Origin of the sequence: Klebsiella aerogenes (assembly GCA_029027985.1) — a bacterium.
In the GTDB taxonomy this organism is placed as follows: domain Bacteria; phylum Pseudomonadota; class Gammaproteobacteria; order Enterobacterales; family Enterobacteriaceae; genus Klebsiella; species Klebsiella aerogenes_A.
The window spans coordinates 3,540,219-3,556,542 of sequence record CP119076.1; the positions used below are offsets into that span (position 1 = coordinate 3,540,219).

General features: G+C 58.3%; 15 protein-coding genes and 1 pseudogene. 7 read left to right on the forward strand and 9 right to left on the reverse strand.

What is annotated here, in order from left to right; genetic code table 11:
* The first annotated feature begins 145 nt into the window (after positions 1-145).
* On the forward strand, positions 146-1,369 hold the full coding sequence (locus tag PYR66_16865) for a DUF3440 domain-containing protein (GenBank protein ID WEF26961.1): 1,224 nt from the start codon (positions 146-148) through the stop codon (positions 1,367-1,369).
* Positions 1,354-1,980 (forward strand): ParB/RepB/Spo0J family partition protein, encoded by a 627-nt coding sequence (locus PYR66_16870; protein ID WEF26962.1) that lies wholly within the window; start codon positions 1,354-1,356, stop codon positions 1,978-1,980. The genes PYR66_16865 and PYR66_16870 overlap by 16 nt, the downstream gene beginning before the upstream one ends.
* Here PYR66_16870 and PYR66_16875 read toward each other — a convergent pair whose 3' ends face one another.
* Positions 1,981-3,126, reverse strand: coding sequence for a pyridoxal phosphate-dependent aminotransferase (locus PYR66_16875; protein ID WEF30483.1), 1,146 nt, complete (start codon positions 3,124-3,126; stop codon positions 1,981-1,983).
* A gap of 119 nt (positions 3,127-3,245) precedes the next feature.
* Between PYR66_16875 and PYR66_16880 the strand changes: the two are divergent.
* Positions 3,246-3,398 (forward strand): annotated as a pseudogene (locus tag PYR66_16880) (transcriptional regulator).
* Here PYR66_16880 and PYR66_16885 read toward each other — a convergent pair.
* The 7 genes from PYR66_16885 to entC all read right to left on the reverse strand — a co-directional run bounded on the left by PYR66_16885 (position 3,395) and on the right by entC (position 10,874).
* Positions 3,395-3,592, reverse strand: coding sequence for a YbdD/YjiX family protein (locus PYR66_16885; protein ID WEF26963.1), 198 nt, complete (start codon positions 3,590-3,592; stop codon positions 3,395-3,397). The pseudogene PYR66_16880 and the gene PYR66_16885 sit on opposite strands and share 4 nt — an antisense overlap.
* Before the next feature lie 64 nt (positions 3,593-3,656).
* Positions 3,657-5,762: a pyruvate/proton symporter CstA gene (gene cstA, locus PYR66_16890; protein ID WEF26964.1), complete on the reverse strand. Its 2,106-nt coding sequence runs from the start codon at positions 5,760-5,762 to the stop codon at positions 3,657-3,659.
* A 285-nt stretch (positions 5,763-6,047) separates the two neighbouring features.
* Positions 6,048-6,461: a proofreading thioesterase EntH gene (entH, locus tag PYR66_16895; protein WEF26965.1), complete on the reverse strand. Its 414-nt coding sequence runs from the start codon at positions 6,459-6,461 to the stop codon at positions 6,048-6,050.
* Positions 6,462-7,217 (reverse strand): 2,3-dihydro-2,3-dihydroxybenzoate dehydrogenase EntA, encoded by a 756-nt coding sequence (gene entA / locus PYR66_16900; protein WEF26966.1) that lies wholly within the window; start codon positions 7,215-7,217, stop codon positions 6,462-6,464.
* Complete coding sequence (gene entB, locus PYR66_16905) at positions 7,217-8,068, reverse strand: enterobactin biosynthesis bifunctional isochorismatase/aryl carrier protein EntB (GenBank protein WEF26967.1); 852 nt, start codon at positions 8,066-8,068, stop codon at positions 7,217-7,219. Before entB ends, entA begins: the two co-directional genes overlap by 1 nt.
* A 13-nt stretch (positions 8,069-8,081) precedes the next feature.
* The gene (gene entE / locus PYR66_16910; GenBank protein WEF26968.1) at positions 8,082-9,689 is read right to left on the reverse strand and encodes a (2,3-dihydroxybenzoyl)adenylate synthase EntE; all 1,608 of its coding nucleotides are present in this window, start codon (positions 9,687-9,689) and stop codon (positions 8,082-8,084) included.
* Between the two features lie 9 nt (positions 9,690-9,698).
* A complete protein-coding gene (gene entC / locus PYR66_16915) occupies positions 9,699-10,874 on the reverse strand; it encodes an isochorismate synthase EntC (protein ID WEF26969.1) in 1,176 nt (391 codons plus the stop codon).
* A 220-nt stretch (positions 10,875-11,094) separates the two neighbouring features.
* Between entC and fepB the strand changes: the two genes are divergently transcribed.
* Positions 11,095-12,021, forward strand: a complete 927-nt coding sequence (gene fepB / locus PYR66_16920) for a Fe2+-enterobactin ABC transporter substrate-binding protein (GenBank protein WEF30484.1) — start codon at positions 11,095-11,097, stop codon at positions 12,019-12,021.
* A 58-nt stretch (positions 12,022-12,079) separates the two neighbouring features.
* On the opposite strand, the gene entS is transcribed toward fepB, so the two are convergent.
* Positions 12,080-13,321 (reverse strand): enterobactin transporter EntS, encoded by a 1,242-nt coding sequence (entS, locus tag PYR66_16925; protein WEF26970.1) that lies wholly within the window; start codon positions 13,319-13,321, stop codon positions 12,080-12,082.
* A gap of 112 nt (positions 13,322-13,433) precedes the next feature.
* Between entS and fepD the strand changes: the two genes are divergently transcribed.
* From fepD to fepC, 3 genes are read left to right on the forward strand one after another with little or no spacing between them, the layout of a single operon-like run.
* Entirely contained in the window at positions 13,434-14,441 is a 1,008-nt protein-coding gene (gene fepD, locus PYR66_16930; protein WEF26971.1) for a Fe(3+)-siderophore ABC transporter permease, read from the forward strand.
* Complete coding sequence (gene fepG / locus PYR66_16935; GenBank protein ID WEF26972.1) at positions 14,438-15,427, forward strand: iron-enterobactin ABC transporter permease; 990 nt, start codon at positions 14,438-14,440, stop codon at positions 15,425-15,427. The genes fepD and fepG overlap by 4 nt, the downstream gene beginning before the upstream one ends.
* Positions 15,424-16,218: an iron-enterobactin ABC transporter ATP-binding protein gene (gene fepC / locus PYR66_16940; protein WEF26973.1), complete on the forward strand. Its 795-nt coding sequence runs from the start codon at positions 15,424-15,426 to the stop codon at positions 16,216-16,218. The genes fepG and fepC overlap by 4 nt, the downstream gene beginning before the upstream one ends.
* Positions 16,219-16,324: the final 106 nt, after the last annotated feature.

The following is a 16,324-nucleotide window of genomic DNA, read 5'->3' on the forward strand; positions in this document are numbered from 1 at the left end:
TCCACAAATACATTCATTAAATAAATGCTTTTATATAAACAACATTAAACCATTTTAAAAAATGACCATTCCATATTAACCTTACCATTAATTTGTTCTACACTAACCACAAAATCGCATATATCACATTAAAGGATTAATGGTAATGTCGTTAATGAAAATTCCATTACCCGAGTCCGTGCTCCAGGCCAGTCAGCAGCGGATAACGTGGGTATTAGACAATTTTTCGCGTATCTGTATTTCTTTTTCCGGCGGAAAAGATTCTACCACTATGTTGCACCTGGCCGCGCTTCACGCACGGCAGCAGGGGAAAAAATTTAGCGTACTGTTTATTGACTGGGAGGCGCAATTTTCCTGCACCATCGCCCATTGTGAAAAAATCCGTACCGAATACCAGGATGTCATTGAGACATTTTATTGGGTGGCTCTGCCGCTAACCACCCAAAACGCGTTGACCCAATTCTCGCCAGAATGGCAGTGCTGGGAACCCGGAGTTGACTGGGTACGCCAACCACCCACAGATGCCATTACCGATCCTGACTATTTCCCATTTTACACCGCCGGGATGAGCTTTGAAGAGTTCGTACGCGGCTTCGCCGATTGGTTTTCACAAAGCCGCCCCGCAGCCATGATGATCGGCATTCGGGCGGATGAGTCGTTAAATCGTTTCATGACTATTTCGTCGCAACGCAAACTGCGTTTTGCTGACGACAAACCCTGGACCACCTCGGCGCCAGGCGGCCATACCTGGTATATTTACCCTATCTATGATTGGAAAACTGCGGATATCTGGACCTGGTTTAGTAAAAGCAGCCATACCTATAACCCCCTCTACGATCTGATGTATCAGGCTGGCGTACCTCTACGTTATATGCGGATCTGCGAACCGTTTGGCCCGGAACAACGCCAGGGGCTCTGGCTTTATCACGTACTTGAACCTGAACGCTGGGCGGCTATCTGCCATCGTGTGAGCGGCGTACATAGCGGCGGCATCTACGCGGGATACGACAACAAATTTTACGGTCACCGCAAGCTCGATAAGCCCGCTCACCATAACTGGAAAAGCTATGCACTGTTCCTGCTCGACAGCATGCCGCACAAAACCGCAGAACACTACCGCAACAAAATCGCCGTCTATCTAAACTGGTACCGCAAGCAAGGGATAGAAGATATCCCCGATAGCCAGGATAGTGATATCGGTACCCGGGATGTTCCTTCATGGCGGAGGATCTGCAAAGTTCTGTTAAATAATGATTACTGGTGCCGCCAGCTTTCGTTTAGCCCGACGAAAACCACCCACTATAAAAGCTACTGCGAACGCATGAGCAAAAAACGTCAGCAATGGGGGCTGTTATGCAGCAACAATTAATTACGCAAATGGAAGCGTACCTGGATTCGCTGCCGGAAGAAGAAAAAATTAGCGCGCTCAATCAGTTTCGCCAGGCCCTGCATCGCCACAGTCCCTTTCGTGCGCAGCCAGTCGACTGCGTGCTGTGGGTCAAGCAAGAAGAGGTTTCGCCTAACGACTACAACCCCAACAATCTTGCGCCGCCGGAAAAACGTCTATTATTAACCTCCCTTGAAGCAAATGGTTTTACGCAGCCTATTGTGGTGCTAGAACAGCCGTCAACGCGCTACACCATCGTCGACGGCTTTCATCGCCATGAACTGGCGAGCAGCAAAATGACGCTGAAAAAACAGCTGAAGGGATATCTGCCGGTAACCTGCCTGACGGAAAACAGCCACTCACGCGATGCGTTAATGGCCGCCACCATCCGTCACAACCGGGCTCGTGGGCGCCATCAGATTCACGCCATGTCGGAAATCATTCGCGAACTGGCGAATCTCGGCTGGAACAACAGTAAAATCAGCAAAGAATTGGGTATGGATGCCGATGAAGTTCTGCGCCTGAAGCAAATTAACGGTCTGACCGAGCTGTTCGGCGACCGTCAATTTTCCCAGGCATGGACCGTCAAATAACTACAGGCGGCACAGTCGTTCCGCTGCCGCCTGCAGGGTTTCCGGCTGTTTCGCGAAACACAGGCGGATAAGCTTATGCGGGAACGGTTCGGCGCAGAACACAGATAACGGGATCGCCGCCACACCGGCTTCGGTCGTCAGCCAACGACAGAAGCTGACATCATCAAGATCGGATATTGCGCTATAGTCGGCAAGCAAGAAATAGGTCCCTTCGCACGGCAGGATCTTCAGCCGACTATCGCGCAGCGCATCGATAAACAGATCCCGACGCTCGCGATAAAACGCCGGTAACTCGCGCGAGTGTTCCGGCTGCGTGCGCAGCATATCCGCCAGCGCCAGTTGCGCCGGCGTATTGACGGCAAACGTCAAATACTGATGCACTTTACGCAGTTCGGCGCTGATGGCGGCGGGCGCCACGCAGTAACCAACTTTCCAGCCGGTCATATGAAAGGTTTTACCGAATGAAGAGACCGCCACCGCCCGTTCGCGCAACTGCGGATGGGCCAACACACTGGCATGCCCCTGCTCAGCAAAACAAATATGTTCGTACACTTCGTCGCTAATCACGTAAATTTCCCGCTCGGCGATCGCCTGCCACAACGCAGCGAAGTCATCCTGCTGCCAGACGGTAGCTGACGGATTATGCGGTGTATTAAGAATAACCAGCCGGGTGCGGTCGCTGAGCGTCGCGGCAAACTGCCGCCAGTCGACGCGAAAATGCGGCGGTTGCAAAGCAATCCGTCGCAAAATTCCGCCGGACAATTCGACTGCCGGCGCGTAGCTATCGTAACTCGGGTCAAAACAAACCACCTCATCGCCGGCTCGCACCAACGCGGTAATCGCCGCATACAGCGCTTCGGTGGCCCCGGCGGTAACGGTCACATCACTGTTGGCGTCCGGACGGTAGCCATAATGTTCAGCGGTTTTATCCGCAATAGCTTCGCGCAGCGCCGGTACACCGGTCATTGGCGCATATTGATTGGCTCCCCGGGCAACGTGCCAGGCCAACTGCTCCTGCAGATAACGCGGACCGTCAAAATCCGGGAACCCTTGTGATAGATTAATGGCCTGATGCTGCTGCGCCAACGCGCTCATCTGGGTAAAAATCGTGGTACCTAATGCAGGGAGTTTACTCTCAGGAATCAGTGGCTTACTGCTCATTTTTTTGTTCCGATTGTAATGCGGTTGTTGAGGCCACTATATCACGATGTTAATATTTGGCAATCAAGACGTTTAGATGGCTAAATTTCATTATCTGGCCGGCAGAAATATTCCTGAAGCCCGGCATCAGCCAATCCGCCGTGTCACAGTTCGAATCCGTCGGCTCCCGCCCGTAGAAACGCACCCGCGAAAAACTCGCGGCGATTTATGGCCGTACCCAGGAACAAATCAGCCTCTATTTACCCAAAGAGGGCTAACAGCACTTCGCCCCGCCTTTGCCGCCGTAGCGCGCATCCTGACGTTCGCGAAAGAATTCTTCATAGGTCATCGGCGTCTGATCCGGATGGGTGATCCGCATGTGCTCGACGTAGTTGTCGTAATCCGGTACGCCGATCATCATCTTTGCTGCCTGACCTAAGTATTTTCCCGCTTTTGACAGGGTATCAAACATAATTTATCTCTCACTGAAAATGCAGGCCGGGTAAACGCAAACGCCCCCGGCCCCGGCCCCAGAGTTAGTGTGCGCGTTTCGCCTGAGCCGCTAAACCTTGCATGTCGGCAGGCATCGCTTCATACGGCGTCTCTTTCGCCGTCGGTTTGTCCTCTTTCAATGCCGCCAGCGCGGTTTTAATCGAGAACAGCGCCAGCACCACTACCACCACCATAAAGAAGATGGTCAGCCCGGCATCAAGACGGTTGTTAAACACCAGTTGCGCCAGCTGTGACTCCGTATACTGCGACGGTATATTACCGCTGTCGATCATTGCCTGGAATTTATTGGCGATGGCCAGGAAACCGACTTTGGTATCCGGACTGAAGGACTTCTGCCAGCCCGCCGTCAAGGTACAAATCAGCAGCCAGGCCGTCGGCAGTAGAGCCACCCATGCGTAGCGCTGGCGTTTCATCTTAAACAGTACCACCGCGCACAGCATCAGCGCCATCCCCGCCAGCATCTGGTTGGCGATACCGAACAGCGGCCACAAGGTATTAATACCGCCCAGCGGGTCAACGACACCCTGATGCAGGAAGTACCCCCACGCCAGCACGCACAGTGCGGTCGCCAACAGGTTGGCGGGCAGCGAACTGGTTCGCTTGAGCCCTGGACTAACCACGCCCAGCAGATCCTGTAGCATAAAGCGCGCCGCGCGAGTCCCGGCATCAACCGCCGTCAGGATAAACAGCGCCTCAAACAGAATGGCGAAGTGATACCAGAAGGAGACATCCATTAACCCGCCCAACGAACCGTGCAGGATGTAAGCCATCCCCACAGCCAGCGTCGGCGCGCCGCCCGCCCGCGAAATAATCGACTGCTCGCCGACCTCGCTGGCTATTTGGTGCAACGTATCCGGGGTAATACTAAAGCCCCAGCCGGTGACGACCTGCGCCGCCGAGGCGACTACGTCGGTGGTTCCCGCTGGCGCCAGTACCGCCATCGGACTGTTCATCGCGAAGTACACGCCCGGATCGATAATACAGGCCGCCACCAGCGCCATAATGGCCACAAAAGATTCCATCAGCATGCCGCCGTAACCGATAAAGCAGGCTTGCCCCTCGTTAGCCAACATTTTCGGCGTGGTGCCTGAAGAGATCAGCGCATGGAAACCGGAAACCGAGCCGCAGGCAATGGTGATAAACAGGAACGGGAACAAATTACCGGTCCACACCGGGCCAGTGCCGTCGACAAATTTAGTCAATGCGGGCATGGTCAGGGTCGGGCGCATAATCAGAATACCAATCGCCAGACCGACGATGGTGCCGATTTTCAGGAAAGTGGAGAGATAGTCGCGCGGCGCCAGCAGCAACCAGACCGGCAGCACCGCCGCCACAAAACCGTAGCCCACCAGAATCCAGGTCAACTGTACGCCGGTATAGTCGAACCACGGCGCCCAGGTCGGGCTTTCCGCGACCCAACCGCCGGAGATAATCGCGAATACCAGCAGGACCAGGCCGATCACCGACACCTCGCCGATACGTCCCGGACGCAGGTAACGAATGTAGATCCCCATAAAGATCGCCAGCGGGATGGTGAAGGCCACGGTATAGGTCCCCCACGGGCTATGGGTCAATGCTTTCACCACAATCATTGCCAACACCGCGAGGATGATCACCATGATCATAAAGCAGGCCACCAGCGCCAGTACCCCGGCAGTCGGCCCCATCTCCTCTTTAACCAATTCGCCAAGCGAACGGCCATCGCGACGCGTGGAAACAAACAGCACCATAAAGTCCTGCACCGCACCAGCCAGCACCACGCCGGCGAGGATCCAAATCATCCCCGGCAGGTAGCCCATCTGCGCGGCGAGAACCGGGCCAACCAGCGGTCCGGCCCCGGCAATAGCGGCAAAATGGTGACCGAACAGCACTTTTTTGTCGGTCGGGACATAGTCGAGGCCATCATTATGGCGCACCGCCGGCGTCATCCGCGTCGGGTCAACGCCGAGCACAGTTTTGGCGATATACAGGCCGTAGAAACGATACGCGATCAGATAAACACAGACTGCCGCGACGACAATCCACAGCGCGTTTATCTGCTCACCCCGGTTTAATGCGATATAGCCGAGGGCAAAGGCTCCGAGAACGGAGAGCAATGTCCAGATTAGGTATTTCCCTGAGTTATTCATTGTTGTGGTCCACCGGTAGGGTAATCAGGATGTTACAGTTTGTTTCTAGAACACAACGCAGGATTTAACAACTTCGAAACAGCGCAGATGGCGCGCAGAAGCAGAGATTTGTCTCACATTGCTAGCGAGATCACTTAAGGCAGGGAAATAGATGAAAGGATTACCGTACCCGGGCTACCCAACGACACAGAACCGTAGCCCCGCTAAGCCCAGCGCGAGCGGGGAAACCCCGGGTTACGGCTAACGCCTCGCCCGGGTTACCTATGGTGCGGGAAATATCAGGCCTTAACCGAGTACTGCGGTTCCCAGACGGCAGGTACAGCAACGCCGCCCTTTTTCGTCATACACCGCAATCTCCCAGCTCTGGCTCTGACGGCCAAGATGCAGTGGGCGACACTCGCCGCGCACTTTACCGCTGGAAACCGCTCGATGATGGGTCGCGTTGAGCTCGGTTCCCACCACGCACTGCCCCTCTTCGGTCATCAACCACCCGGCCATCGACCCCAGCGTTTCCGCCAGCGCCGCCGATGCGCCGCCGTGCAACAGGCCAAACGGTTGATGTGTCCGCGAATCCACCGGCATCTCCGCCTCCAGCACCCCAGCTTCCAACCGCGTATAAACGATGCCGAGATGCGCCACCATGGTGTCTTTACTGCTGGCGTTCAGCGCTTCCAGCGACAGCTTTCGCTTCCAGGCCATTTACGCCCCCAGCGTCGAGCCGCCGTCCACCACGATATCCTGCAGCGTGATGTGGCTGGCATGGGAAGAGGCCAGGAACAGAATAGTGTTAGCAATTTCCTGCGGGCGAGCGATTTTACCCAGCGGGATACCCAGCTTAAACTGTTCGCCAAAACCACGAATACGCTGCTGTTCTGCGTCGTTGCTAACCCACAGGGTACGTTGCATATCGGTATCGGTGGAGCCCGGAGAAACCAGATTACAGCGCACGCCGCTACCTGCCAGCTCAAGGCCGACGGTTAGCGCCAGGCTTTTCAACGCCGCTTTCGAAGCGCCGTAAGCGCTCATGCCGATGCGCGGCGTATGCGCGGCATCGGAAGACACAGTGACGATCGCCCCGCCCCGCTGGCGACGGAACTGCGCCATCGTCTGCTGGAACAGGTTAAACGCGCCACCGACGTTGACCGAGAAGGTCTGCTGCCAGTCTTCCGCGCTCAGTTGGTCCGTCGCCCCCATCCGCAGGATCCCCGCGGCGTTTACCAGCACGTCCAGTCGTTCGAGGCCGTTCAGCAGACGAGCGCAAATGTCGCGCACCTGGTCTGCATCGGCGACGTTCAGCGTTTCGGTCGCAAACGGGTAGCGCTCGCCGTCAAAGGCGAGATCGAAACCGGTGACATTCGCCCCGGCCTCCGCAAAAGCCAGCGCAGTCGCATAGCCAATCCCTTTGCCCGCGCCGGTCACCCACACGGTCTGACCGTGAAAATCCAGCGCCGCCATTATTTCACCTCGCGGGAAAGCAGCGTCCACCAGGCGTCGATGGTCGGATTCTTCGCCAGCATCACGAAGTCAATGTCGCCATGCACTTTGCGCCAGCGGGCGGCCAGCGCCATCATCCGCACGGAGTCGAGGCCGTAATCGATCAAGTTTTCATCATCCAGCGGCTCGTCGGATTCATCAAGCAGCGGCAGGATCAGCGCGCGCAGCGCGGATTTCGTCGCTGGCAGCGGCAGCAGTTCTTCAGTCATCACCACGCGACCGGAACGGCCAGCGACGTATTTCAACGCCATCAGGTGCTCTTCGCGGCTAAAGTCAGCCAACGCGTCGGCAACAAAGAACGGCTTAATGTCGCGCATAAAGGCGTCCGTCGCGGTGGTCATGCAGCCGATATGGGCGTAAACGCCGGTGATGATCAGCTGGTCACGCCCGGTCTCTTTCAGCATCTCTTCCAATGGCGAGCGGTGAAACGCGCTGTAGCGCCATTTCACCAGCACGGTATCCTGTTCGTCCGGCGCCAGCGCGGCAATCACCTGCTGCTGCTCCGGCGAGCGAGTCAGTCCCGGTCCCCACATATCGTTCAGCAGGGCGCGATCTTCATCGCTCTGCTCTTTCGGTTGCGCGGTGTAATACACCGGAATACCGTTCTGTTTGCAGAAGTCGCGCAGAGCAGCGATATTCGCCACCACTTTTTCCATCATCGCGCTGTTTTCTCCCCAAAAGTTGAGGAAGTACTCCTGCATATCGTGGATCAGCAGCGCGGCGCGTGACGGCTCAAACGTCCAGTTCACCTTGTTCGCGGGAATATCGTTGGCTTCCGGCAGCGCGTAAGCCTGTAATTTAGGGATTGCCATTCTCTGTTCTCCTTCAGCCCAGCTTGCCTGCAGCCAGCCACTGACGTAATTGTTTTTTATCGACTTTGCCTACCGGCGTCAGCGGCAGCGCGGCAACGCACTCCACACGGTCCGGCAGTTTAAATTCCGCCACGCCTTGCTCGCGTAGGAAGCGGCGCACCGCTACCGCGCGCAGTGGCGATGTCACCACCAGATAAGCGCAGCTCTTCTCGCCCAGCAGGTTGTCTTCAATGCTGACCAACGCGGCGTGGATCACCGCGTCATGGCGCAGCAGCAGGTTTTCGATCTCTTCGGCGGCGATCTTCTCGCCGCCGCGGTTGATCTGATCTTTTTCCCGCCCCTGTACGGTGATGTAGCCCTCTTCGTCGATCGAAATCAGATCGCCGGAACAGTAAAAACCATTGGCGTCGAAAGCTTCCGCGTTATGCTGCGGGCTGTTGTAGTAGCCACGGAAGGTATAGGGGCCGCGGGTCATCAGACGGCCAACTTCGCCGCGCGGCAGCGGGTTGCCCTCGGCATCCGCTACCCATACTTCGTCGTCCGGGCACATCGGGCGTCCCTGGGTATGAATGATCCGCTGCGGGCTGTCGTCGAGGCGGGTGTAGTTAACCAACCCTTCCGCCATACCGAAGACCTGCTGCAACTGACAGCCGATTTCCGCCGGAATACGCGCGGCAAGCGTCGCAGACAGGCGCGCTCCGCCGACTTGCAGCAATGTCAGCGATTGCAGTTGAGCGTTGCCGCCCCATTCGTGGATCGCCTGCAACCACAGGCTAACTGCAGGCGGCACCAGCGAGGCAACGTTAATTTGATGTTTTTCAATCAGCGGGAAGCACAGCGTGGCGCTCGGGTCCGCGGCGAGGATCACTCGCCCGCCGGCGAGGAAAACGCCCAGTGAGCCCGGTGAGCTCATCGCATAGTTATGCGCCGCCGGCAGCGCGTTGAGATAACGGGTCTCAGCGCTGATCCCGCAGATTTCATTACTGCGGCGGATACTGTAGTCGTAATCGTTGTGGGTACGCGGGATAAGCTTCGGCGTCCCGGTGCTGCCGCCGGAGAGCTGGAAAAAAGCCACTTCATCGGCGGGTGTCGGGTTGGCGACGAAGTTATCCGCCGTCCGCGCAATCGCCGCCGCCAGAGAGCGCTCACCGCTATCATTACGCAGCAGCGCGACGCGCAGCGAAGGATGTTCAACAATAAAGCTGTCGAGGAAGCTATCGTCAGCGAACAGCGCATGATCGCGATCGGCAATCAACAGCACCGGTTTGATTTGCGCGGCGTAGGCATTGAGCTCACTACGTTGATGGCTAAACAATGCGTTCACCGGCGCAACGCCGATACGCAGCAGCGCGAACAAGGCAATGTAAAACTCGGCGACATTGCCAAGTTGTACCAGCGCGGTTTCTCCGCGCTTCAGTCCCTGGCGCTGCAGAGACGAGGCGAGGTTATCCACCCGTTGGTTAAACTGGCGATAGCTTATCTGCTGTTCGCCGTCGATAATCGCGATGGCGTCGTTTTCCGCATGGCGGGTAATCAGATTGGTTAACGGCAGATCCTTCCAGTAACCTTTTTGACGATAGCGGGCCGCGAACTCTTCCGGCCAACGAGTAAATGCAATCATCCTTGCCTCTTAATTCAAGCCAAATACGTTGAGCATGGTGGTCAGTTTGACGCCGGTTTCGCGCCATTCGCCCAACGGCGAGGACGCCGGGACAATGCCCGCGCCGGCAAACAGGCGCAGCGTGCGTTGATGCAGGCGTGCGCAGCGGATGGTCACCACCCACTCGCCGTTGCCTTCGTCATCGCACCAGCCGACGATACCGCCGAACAGTTGACGGTCAAACGGCTCAAGTTCAGCGATCAGACGTTTGGCGACCTGATGCGGGAAACCGCTCAGCGCCGGGGTCGGGTGCAGCAGGCAGGCCAGCGACATGGCGTTTTCCTCAGCCAGCGCCGTGCCTTCAATAGGCGTCGCCAGGTGCCATAAGGTTGGCGTGGTAATCAACTGCGGCGATTCCGGCAGCGACAGGTGGCTGCTACGCGGACCAAGTACGGTTTTCATCGCCTGAGTGACCAGGTCGTGCTCATGGCGATCTTTGCCGGAAGCCAGCAATTTATTGCCCGCTTCCCGGTCCAGCAGATCGTCCGGTTGGCGACGAGCGGAGCCCGCCAGCGGCAGTGAACTGAAGTGTTGACCCTCTTTACGCAACAGCAGCTCCGGGCTGGCACCCAGCAGTACGCCGCCATCGGAAAGCGGGACATGGAAGTTAAAGCTCGCCGGATTTTGTGCGATCAAGCGTTCCAGCAGCGCGCCGCTGTCAACACGTTCGCGGGTGGTGATATCAATCAGCCGGGACAGGACGATTTTGTCGACTTCCGGGGAGGCAGTCAGCGCGGTGGCGCGTTCAACCATCGCCATAAATTCGTCCTGCTCCGGGATCTCCTGGCGATCGACGACATCCATCGCCTCCAGCGGTGCGGCAAAGCGCGCGGACTGCTGTTTATCGGTACGGGAGAAGGATTCCCAGCGCTCGGGAATATACAGCTCGGAAGGCTGATGGGTATCAAACGGGATCGCCCCGACCATCACCGGCTTGCGGATCCCCGCGGCGCGGGCCTCGGCAAAAGCGGCCGCCATTTTTTGCTGGAATTCACCGCTCAGCGAATCGCCGCCGACGGCAGGGTGGGAGAAACGGCTGAAGCAGCCGGACGTGCTGAAACTACGGTACGGCGACATAAAGAAGAAGCTTTGCGGCGACAGGGTCATTTTTTGTTCCTGTACATCCTCGGCCAGTGACGTTTCCATATCATCCTCCAAAAACGATAAAAATATTACGAATAATTATCATTTGTATTTTTGTTGGCTAACCTAAAAGGTATTGCCCGCCATGTCAACCGCACAAACTTCATGTTATGCGACTTAAGCTTGCATCCACGTAGCGCAATGTTGAAAATGAGAAGTATTTACTACTACTTACTCAGGATGCGAATTCGTGAATTTTTCCACTTTTTGCCGTCGTACGTTTCTGGCCAGCGGGCTATGCTTTTTAGGAATTACCTCAGCCCTGGCGGCGGACTGGCCGCGTCAGATCACCGATAGTCGCGGAACCCATACCCTGGAAAGCCAGCCGTTACGCATTGTCTCCACCAGCGTCACCCTCACTGGCTCGCTGCTGGCCATTGATGCGCCGGTGGTCGCCAGCGGCGCCACCACGCCGAACAACCGCGTGGCCGATGCGCAAGGCTTTCTGCGCCAGTGGAGCGACGTGGCAAAAGAACGCAAACTGGCGCGCCTGTACATTGGCGAGCCAAGCGCAGAAGCCGTCGCCGCCCAGATGCCGGATCTGATCCTGATTAGCGCCACCGGCGGCGATTCCGCCCTACCGCTGTATGACCAGCTCTCAACCATCGCGCCGACGCTGGTTATCAACTACGACGACAAAAGCTGGCAGACGCTGCTGACCCAGTTGGGACGCATCACCGGCCATGAATCGCAGGCCAAAGCGCGCATTGCCGACTTCAACAAACAGCTCGCTTCGTTAAAAGGAAAAATGAAGCTGCCGCCGCAGCCGGTCACCGCGCTGGTCTATACCGCCGCGGCGCATAACGCCAATATCTGGACGCCGGAATCGGCACAGGGCCAGATGCTCGAACAGCTTGGCTTTACGCTGGCGACGCTGCCGTCCGGCCTGCATACCAGCCAGAGCCAGGGCAAACGCCACGACATCGTGCAGCTGGGCGGCGAAAACCTGGCTACCGGTATTAACGGCGAAAGCCTGTTCCTGTTCGCCGGCGACCAGAAAGACGCCGAGGCCATTTATGCCAACCCGCTACTGGCGCACCTGCCGTCGGTTGCCGCAAAGCGCGTTTACCCGCTGGGCATCGAAACCTTCCGCCTCGACTACTACAGCGCGATGCAGGTACTGCAACGCCTTTCCGCTCTCTTCGGCTAATTCCGGTTCCGAGATTTCCCGGCAGCGCGTTGCGTCTGTCCGGGAAAACCCGCCGCGCTTAACTTTCGTTGACTATCTCCGGGCGCTGAAAACGTCGCAGCTCACGCAATAATCCCACCAGCAGCACGCCAACAATAGTCAGCGCCCAGCCGCTGGCGCTGGCCGACGCCATCGGCGTCATCACCGCCCCCAACCCGCCGAGCAGCGCCGCACCGATGGCATCACCGGTGACGTTCTGCGCGGTCCACAGGCCGTTAATACGCCCGAGCATATTTTCCGGGGTTTGCGTCTGAATCAGGGTGTACTGCAACAACGAACTGATCGCGCTTAGCCAGCCGAACAGCGCCAGACATAGCGCCCCCAGCGCCCAAAACGGCATCAGACTGAACAACGCGATCGCTACGAACGACCCCACGGTGGTCATCAGCATCAGCGCCCCCGGTTTTGCGGTATGCGCCAGCTGGCCGCTGGTTAACGCCCCCAGCGCCGCGCCAAGCGGAATAGCGGCATATAGCAGGCCAATTTGCGAATTCGACATCTGCCAGCCTTCCGCCAGCGCCGGATACAGTACGCGCACCGCGCTGGCCATGGTCAGCAGGCCGCCAAGCAGCGCAATGCCGCCGATAAGCGGGCTACTAAAGAGGAATTTCAGCCCCGCCAGCAGCGATTTCAGCGGGTGCTCGCGCGGCTGCGGCGGTGGCGGCAGTAACGGCAGGCGCAACAGCGTTAAGGTGGTTATAAAGGTCCCGGCCGCCGCCAGCCCGTAGTTCCACGCCACGCCGCCAGTGGCCAGCAGCAGGCCGCCGATCATCGGCGAAATGACCGAGCCAAGACGCACCGTCAACATGGTGATCGCCCCGGCCTGCATCAGATTCTCACGCCCCACTAACGCTGGCGTCGCCGCCAGCAACGCGGTCACGCCTAAGGAAGCGAAGAAGCCATCCCAGATCCCCAGCAAATAAATGGCCGCCAGCGACGGTTCGGGCAGCATGGCATTCAGGCACAGGCCGACAAAGCCAACACCGCAAGTACCGCGCGCCAGCAGGATCAGGCGCTTGCGTTCATAGCGATCGGCCAACACGCCGCCAACCATCAAACCAACAAACATCGAACAGCCGGTCAGCATCACCGAGAGCCCAACCTGCCAGGTCGAATGGGTCATCATCTGGATTTGCACCGGGATCGCCACGCCTAACAGGCCAAGCGACAGGATCGAAATAAAACGGGCGATAAAGACGGCGCGAAACGCCGGATGGGTGCGCAGGAGGCTGACGTCAAGCAGCCGGGAAGGTCGGTTCATGCTGGGGCCTTGTCGTTATTTTTCATACCATTTTTATGGTTTCTCATGGTAACATAACTGAATAGAATCGATAACGATAATTACTATCATTATCATGTCAGGGATTTGAATTATGTCGTTTTCTACGACCACGGTGCGCGCCGTCGCCGTGCCTGGTCTCTTATTGCTCTTAGCTATCGCGATTGCGCTCAGCCTGCTTATCGGCGCCAAACCTCTGCCGTTTTCCGTGATTGTCGATGCCTTTTCCGGCAGTTGCCAAAGCGCCGACTGCACCATCGTGCTCGATGCCCGCCTGCCGCGTACGCTGGCCGGATTGCTGGCCGGTTGCGCGCTGGGTCTCGCTGGCGCATTAATGCAAACCTTAAGCCGTAACCCGCTGGCCGATCCGGGTCTGCTCGGCGTCAACTCCGGCGCCAGCTTCGCCATCGTGCTCGGCGCGGCGCTGTTTGGCATAACGTCGCCGCAGGAACAACTGCTGATGGCCTTCTGCGGCGCCTTCGTCGCCTCGTTGCTGGTGGCCTTTACCGGCAGCCAGGGCGGCGGGCAGCTGAGTCCGGTGCGTTTGACGCTCGCAGGCGTGGCGCTGGCGGCGGTGCTGGAAGGCTTATCCAACGGTATCGCCCTGCTCAACCCTGACGTCTATGATCAGCTGCGCTTCTGGCAGGCCGGTTCACTCGATATCCGTACTCTGCAAACGCTGAAAATCGTCCTGCTGCCGGTGCTGGTTGCCGCCGCAGTGACGTTGTTTCTCAGCCGGGCATTAAACAACCTGAGTCTCGGGACCGACACCGCCACCGCGCTCGGCAGTCGTGTGGCGCGCACGCAATTTATCGGCCTGCTGGCGATCACCGTCCTGTGCGGCAGCGCGACGGCGGTGGTCGGCCCTATCGCCTTTATTGGCCTGATGATGCCGCATATGGCACGCTGGCTGGTGGGCGCGGACCACCGCTGGTCGCTGCCGGTGACCCTGCTCGCTACCCCTACCCTGTTGCTGATTGCCGACGTGATTGGCCGTCTGCTGGTGCCTGGCGAGCTACGCGTCTCTGTCGTTAGCGCGTTTATCGGCGCACCGGTGCTGATCTGGCTGGTGCGCCGCCAGCCACGGGGAGGTTCGCTGTGATAGTCCCCTCCCGCCTGATCTTCTGCTGCCTGCTGCTCATTGCCGCCAGTCTGCTGGTTTCCCTGCTTGGGTTGGGCAGCGGGCTGGTGCCGCTCAGTATTAAGCAGGTGGTTTCCGCCCTGCTCGGCGACGCGCCGCGCAACGTCAGCATGGTGGTGACCGAATGGCGTCTGCCGCGCATCCTGATGGCGTTGCTGATCGGCGCCGCGCTGGGTGTGAGCGGCGCGATATTTCAGTCGCTCATGCGTAACCCGTTGGGCAGCCCGGATGTGATGGGCTTCAACACCGGTGCCTGGAGCGGCGTACTGGTGGCGATGGTGATGTTCGGTCAGAACCTGGCCGCTATCGCGCTGGCAGCGATGCTCGGCGGCGTACTGACCTCGCTGGTGGTGTGGTTGCTGGCATGGCGCAACGGTATCGAGACTTTCCGCCTGATCATTATCGGCATCGGCGTGCGTGCGATGCTGGTGGCATTCAACACCTGGTTGCTGTTACGCGCCTCGCTGGAAACCGCCCTTTCCGCCGGACTGTGGAACGCCGGTTCACTCAACGGCCTGACGTGGGGCAAAACCTGGCCGTCAGCACCGCTGATCTTACTCATGCTGGTGTGCAGCGCGCTGCTGGCGCGGCGGATGCGCCTGCTGGAAATGGGCGACGATACCGCCTGCGCATTGGGCGTGCAGGTCGAGCGCTCACGCCTGCTGCTCATGCTGGTGGCGGTATTATTGACCGCTTCCGCCACCGCGCTGGCCGGGCCTATTTCTTTTGTCGCGCTGGTGGCGCCGCATATCGCTCGTCGTCTTAGCGGCACCGCGCGCTGGGGATTAACCCAGTCGGCGCTGTGCGGCGCACTGCTGCTGGCGCTCGCCGATTACTGCGCCCAGCGCCTGTTTATGCCTTATCAATTACCGGTAGGGGTAGTCACCGTCAGTCTTGGCGGCATCTACCTTATCGCGTTGTTAATTCAGGAGTCCCGCAAAAAATGACCGCTGTCACTTCCCGTTTGCGCGGCGACCAGTTGACCCTGGCCTACGGCAAAAAGACCATCGCCGAATCGCTGAATGTCACGATTCCTGACGGCCATTTCACCGCGATTATCGGCCCCAATGGCTGCGGTAAATCTACCCTGCTGCGTACCTTGAGCCGCCTGATGACGCCAACCAGCGGCCACGTATTCCTCGACGGTGAACAGATCCAGCACTACGCCAGCAAAGAAGTGGCGAAGCGCATCGGTCTGCTGGCGCAGAATGCCACCACGCCTGGCGATATCACCGTACAGGAGCTGGTGGCACGCGGCCGCTATCCGCACCAGCCGATGTTTACCCGCTGGCGTAAAGAGGATGAAGAAGCGGTGAATAACGCAATGCGGGCGACCGGGATCGTCGACCTCGCGCTGCAGAGCGTCGATACGCTTTCCGGCGGCCAGCGACAGCGAGCATGGATTGCGATGGTGCTGGCGCAGGAGACGGCGATTATGCTGCTCGACGAGCCGACCACCTGGCTGGATATCAGCCATCAGATCGATCTGCTGGAGCTGTTAAGCGAGCTAAATCGAGAGAAGGGATATACGCTGGCGGCGGTGCTGCACGACCTGAACCAGGCCTGCCGTTACGCCACCCATCTGATCGCTCTACGCGACGGCAAGATCGTCGCCGAAGGCGCGCCGAAAGAGATCGTCACAGCGGAACTGATTGAACGCATTTACGGCCTGCGCTGCACGATCATCGACGATCCGGTAGCGCATACGCCGCTGGTAGTGCCGCTGGGGCGCCGTTAATCTTTTCTATACACCACATTCCCGGCTGACGCTGCGCTGAGCCGGGCTACATATCACCGCATCCCCGGCTGGCGCTACGCTGAGCCGGGCTACCAAAACGGGTAGC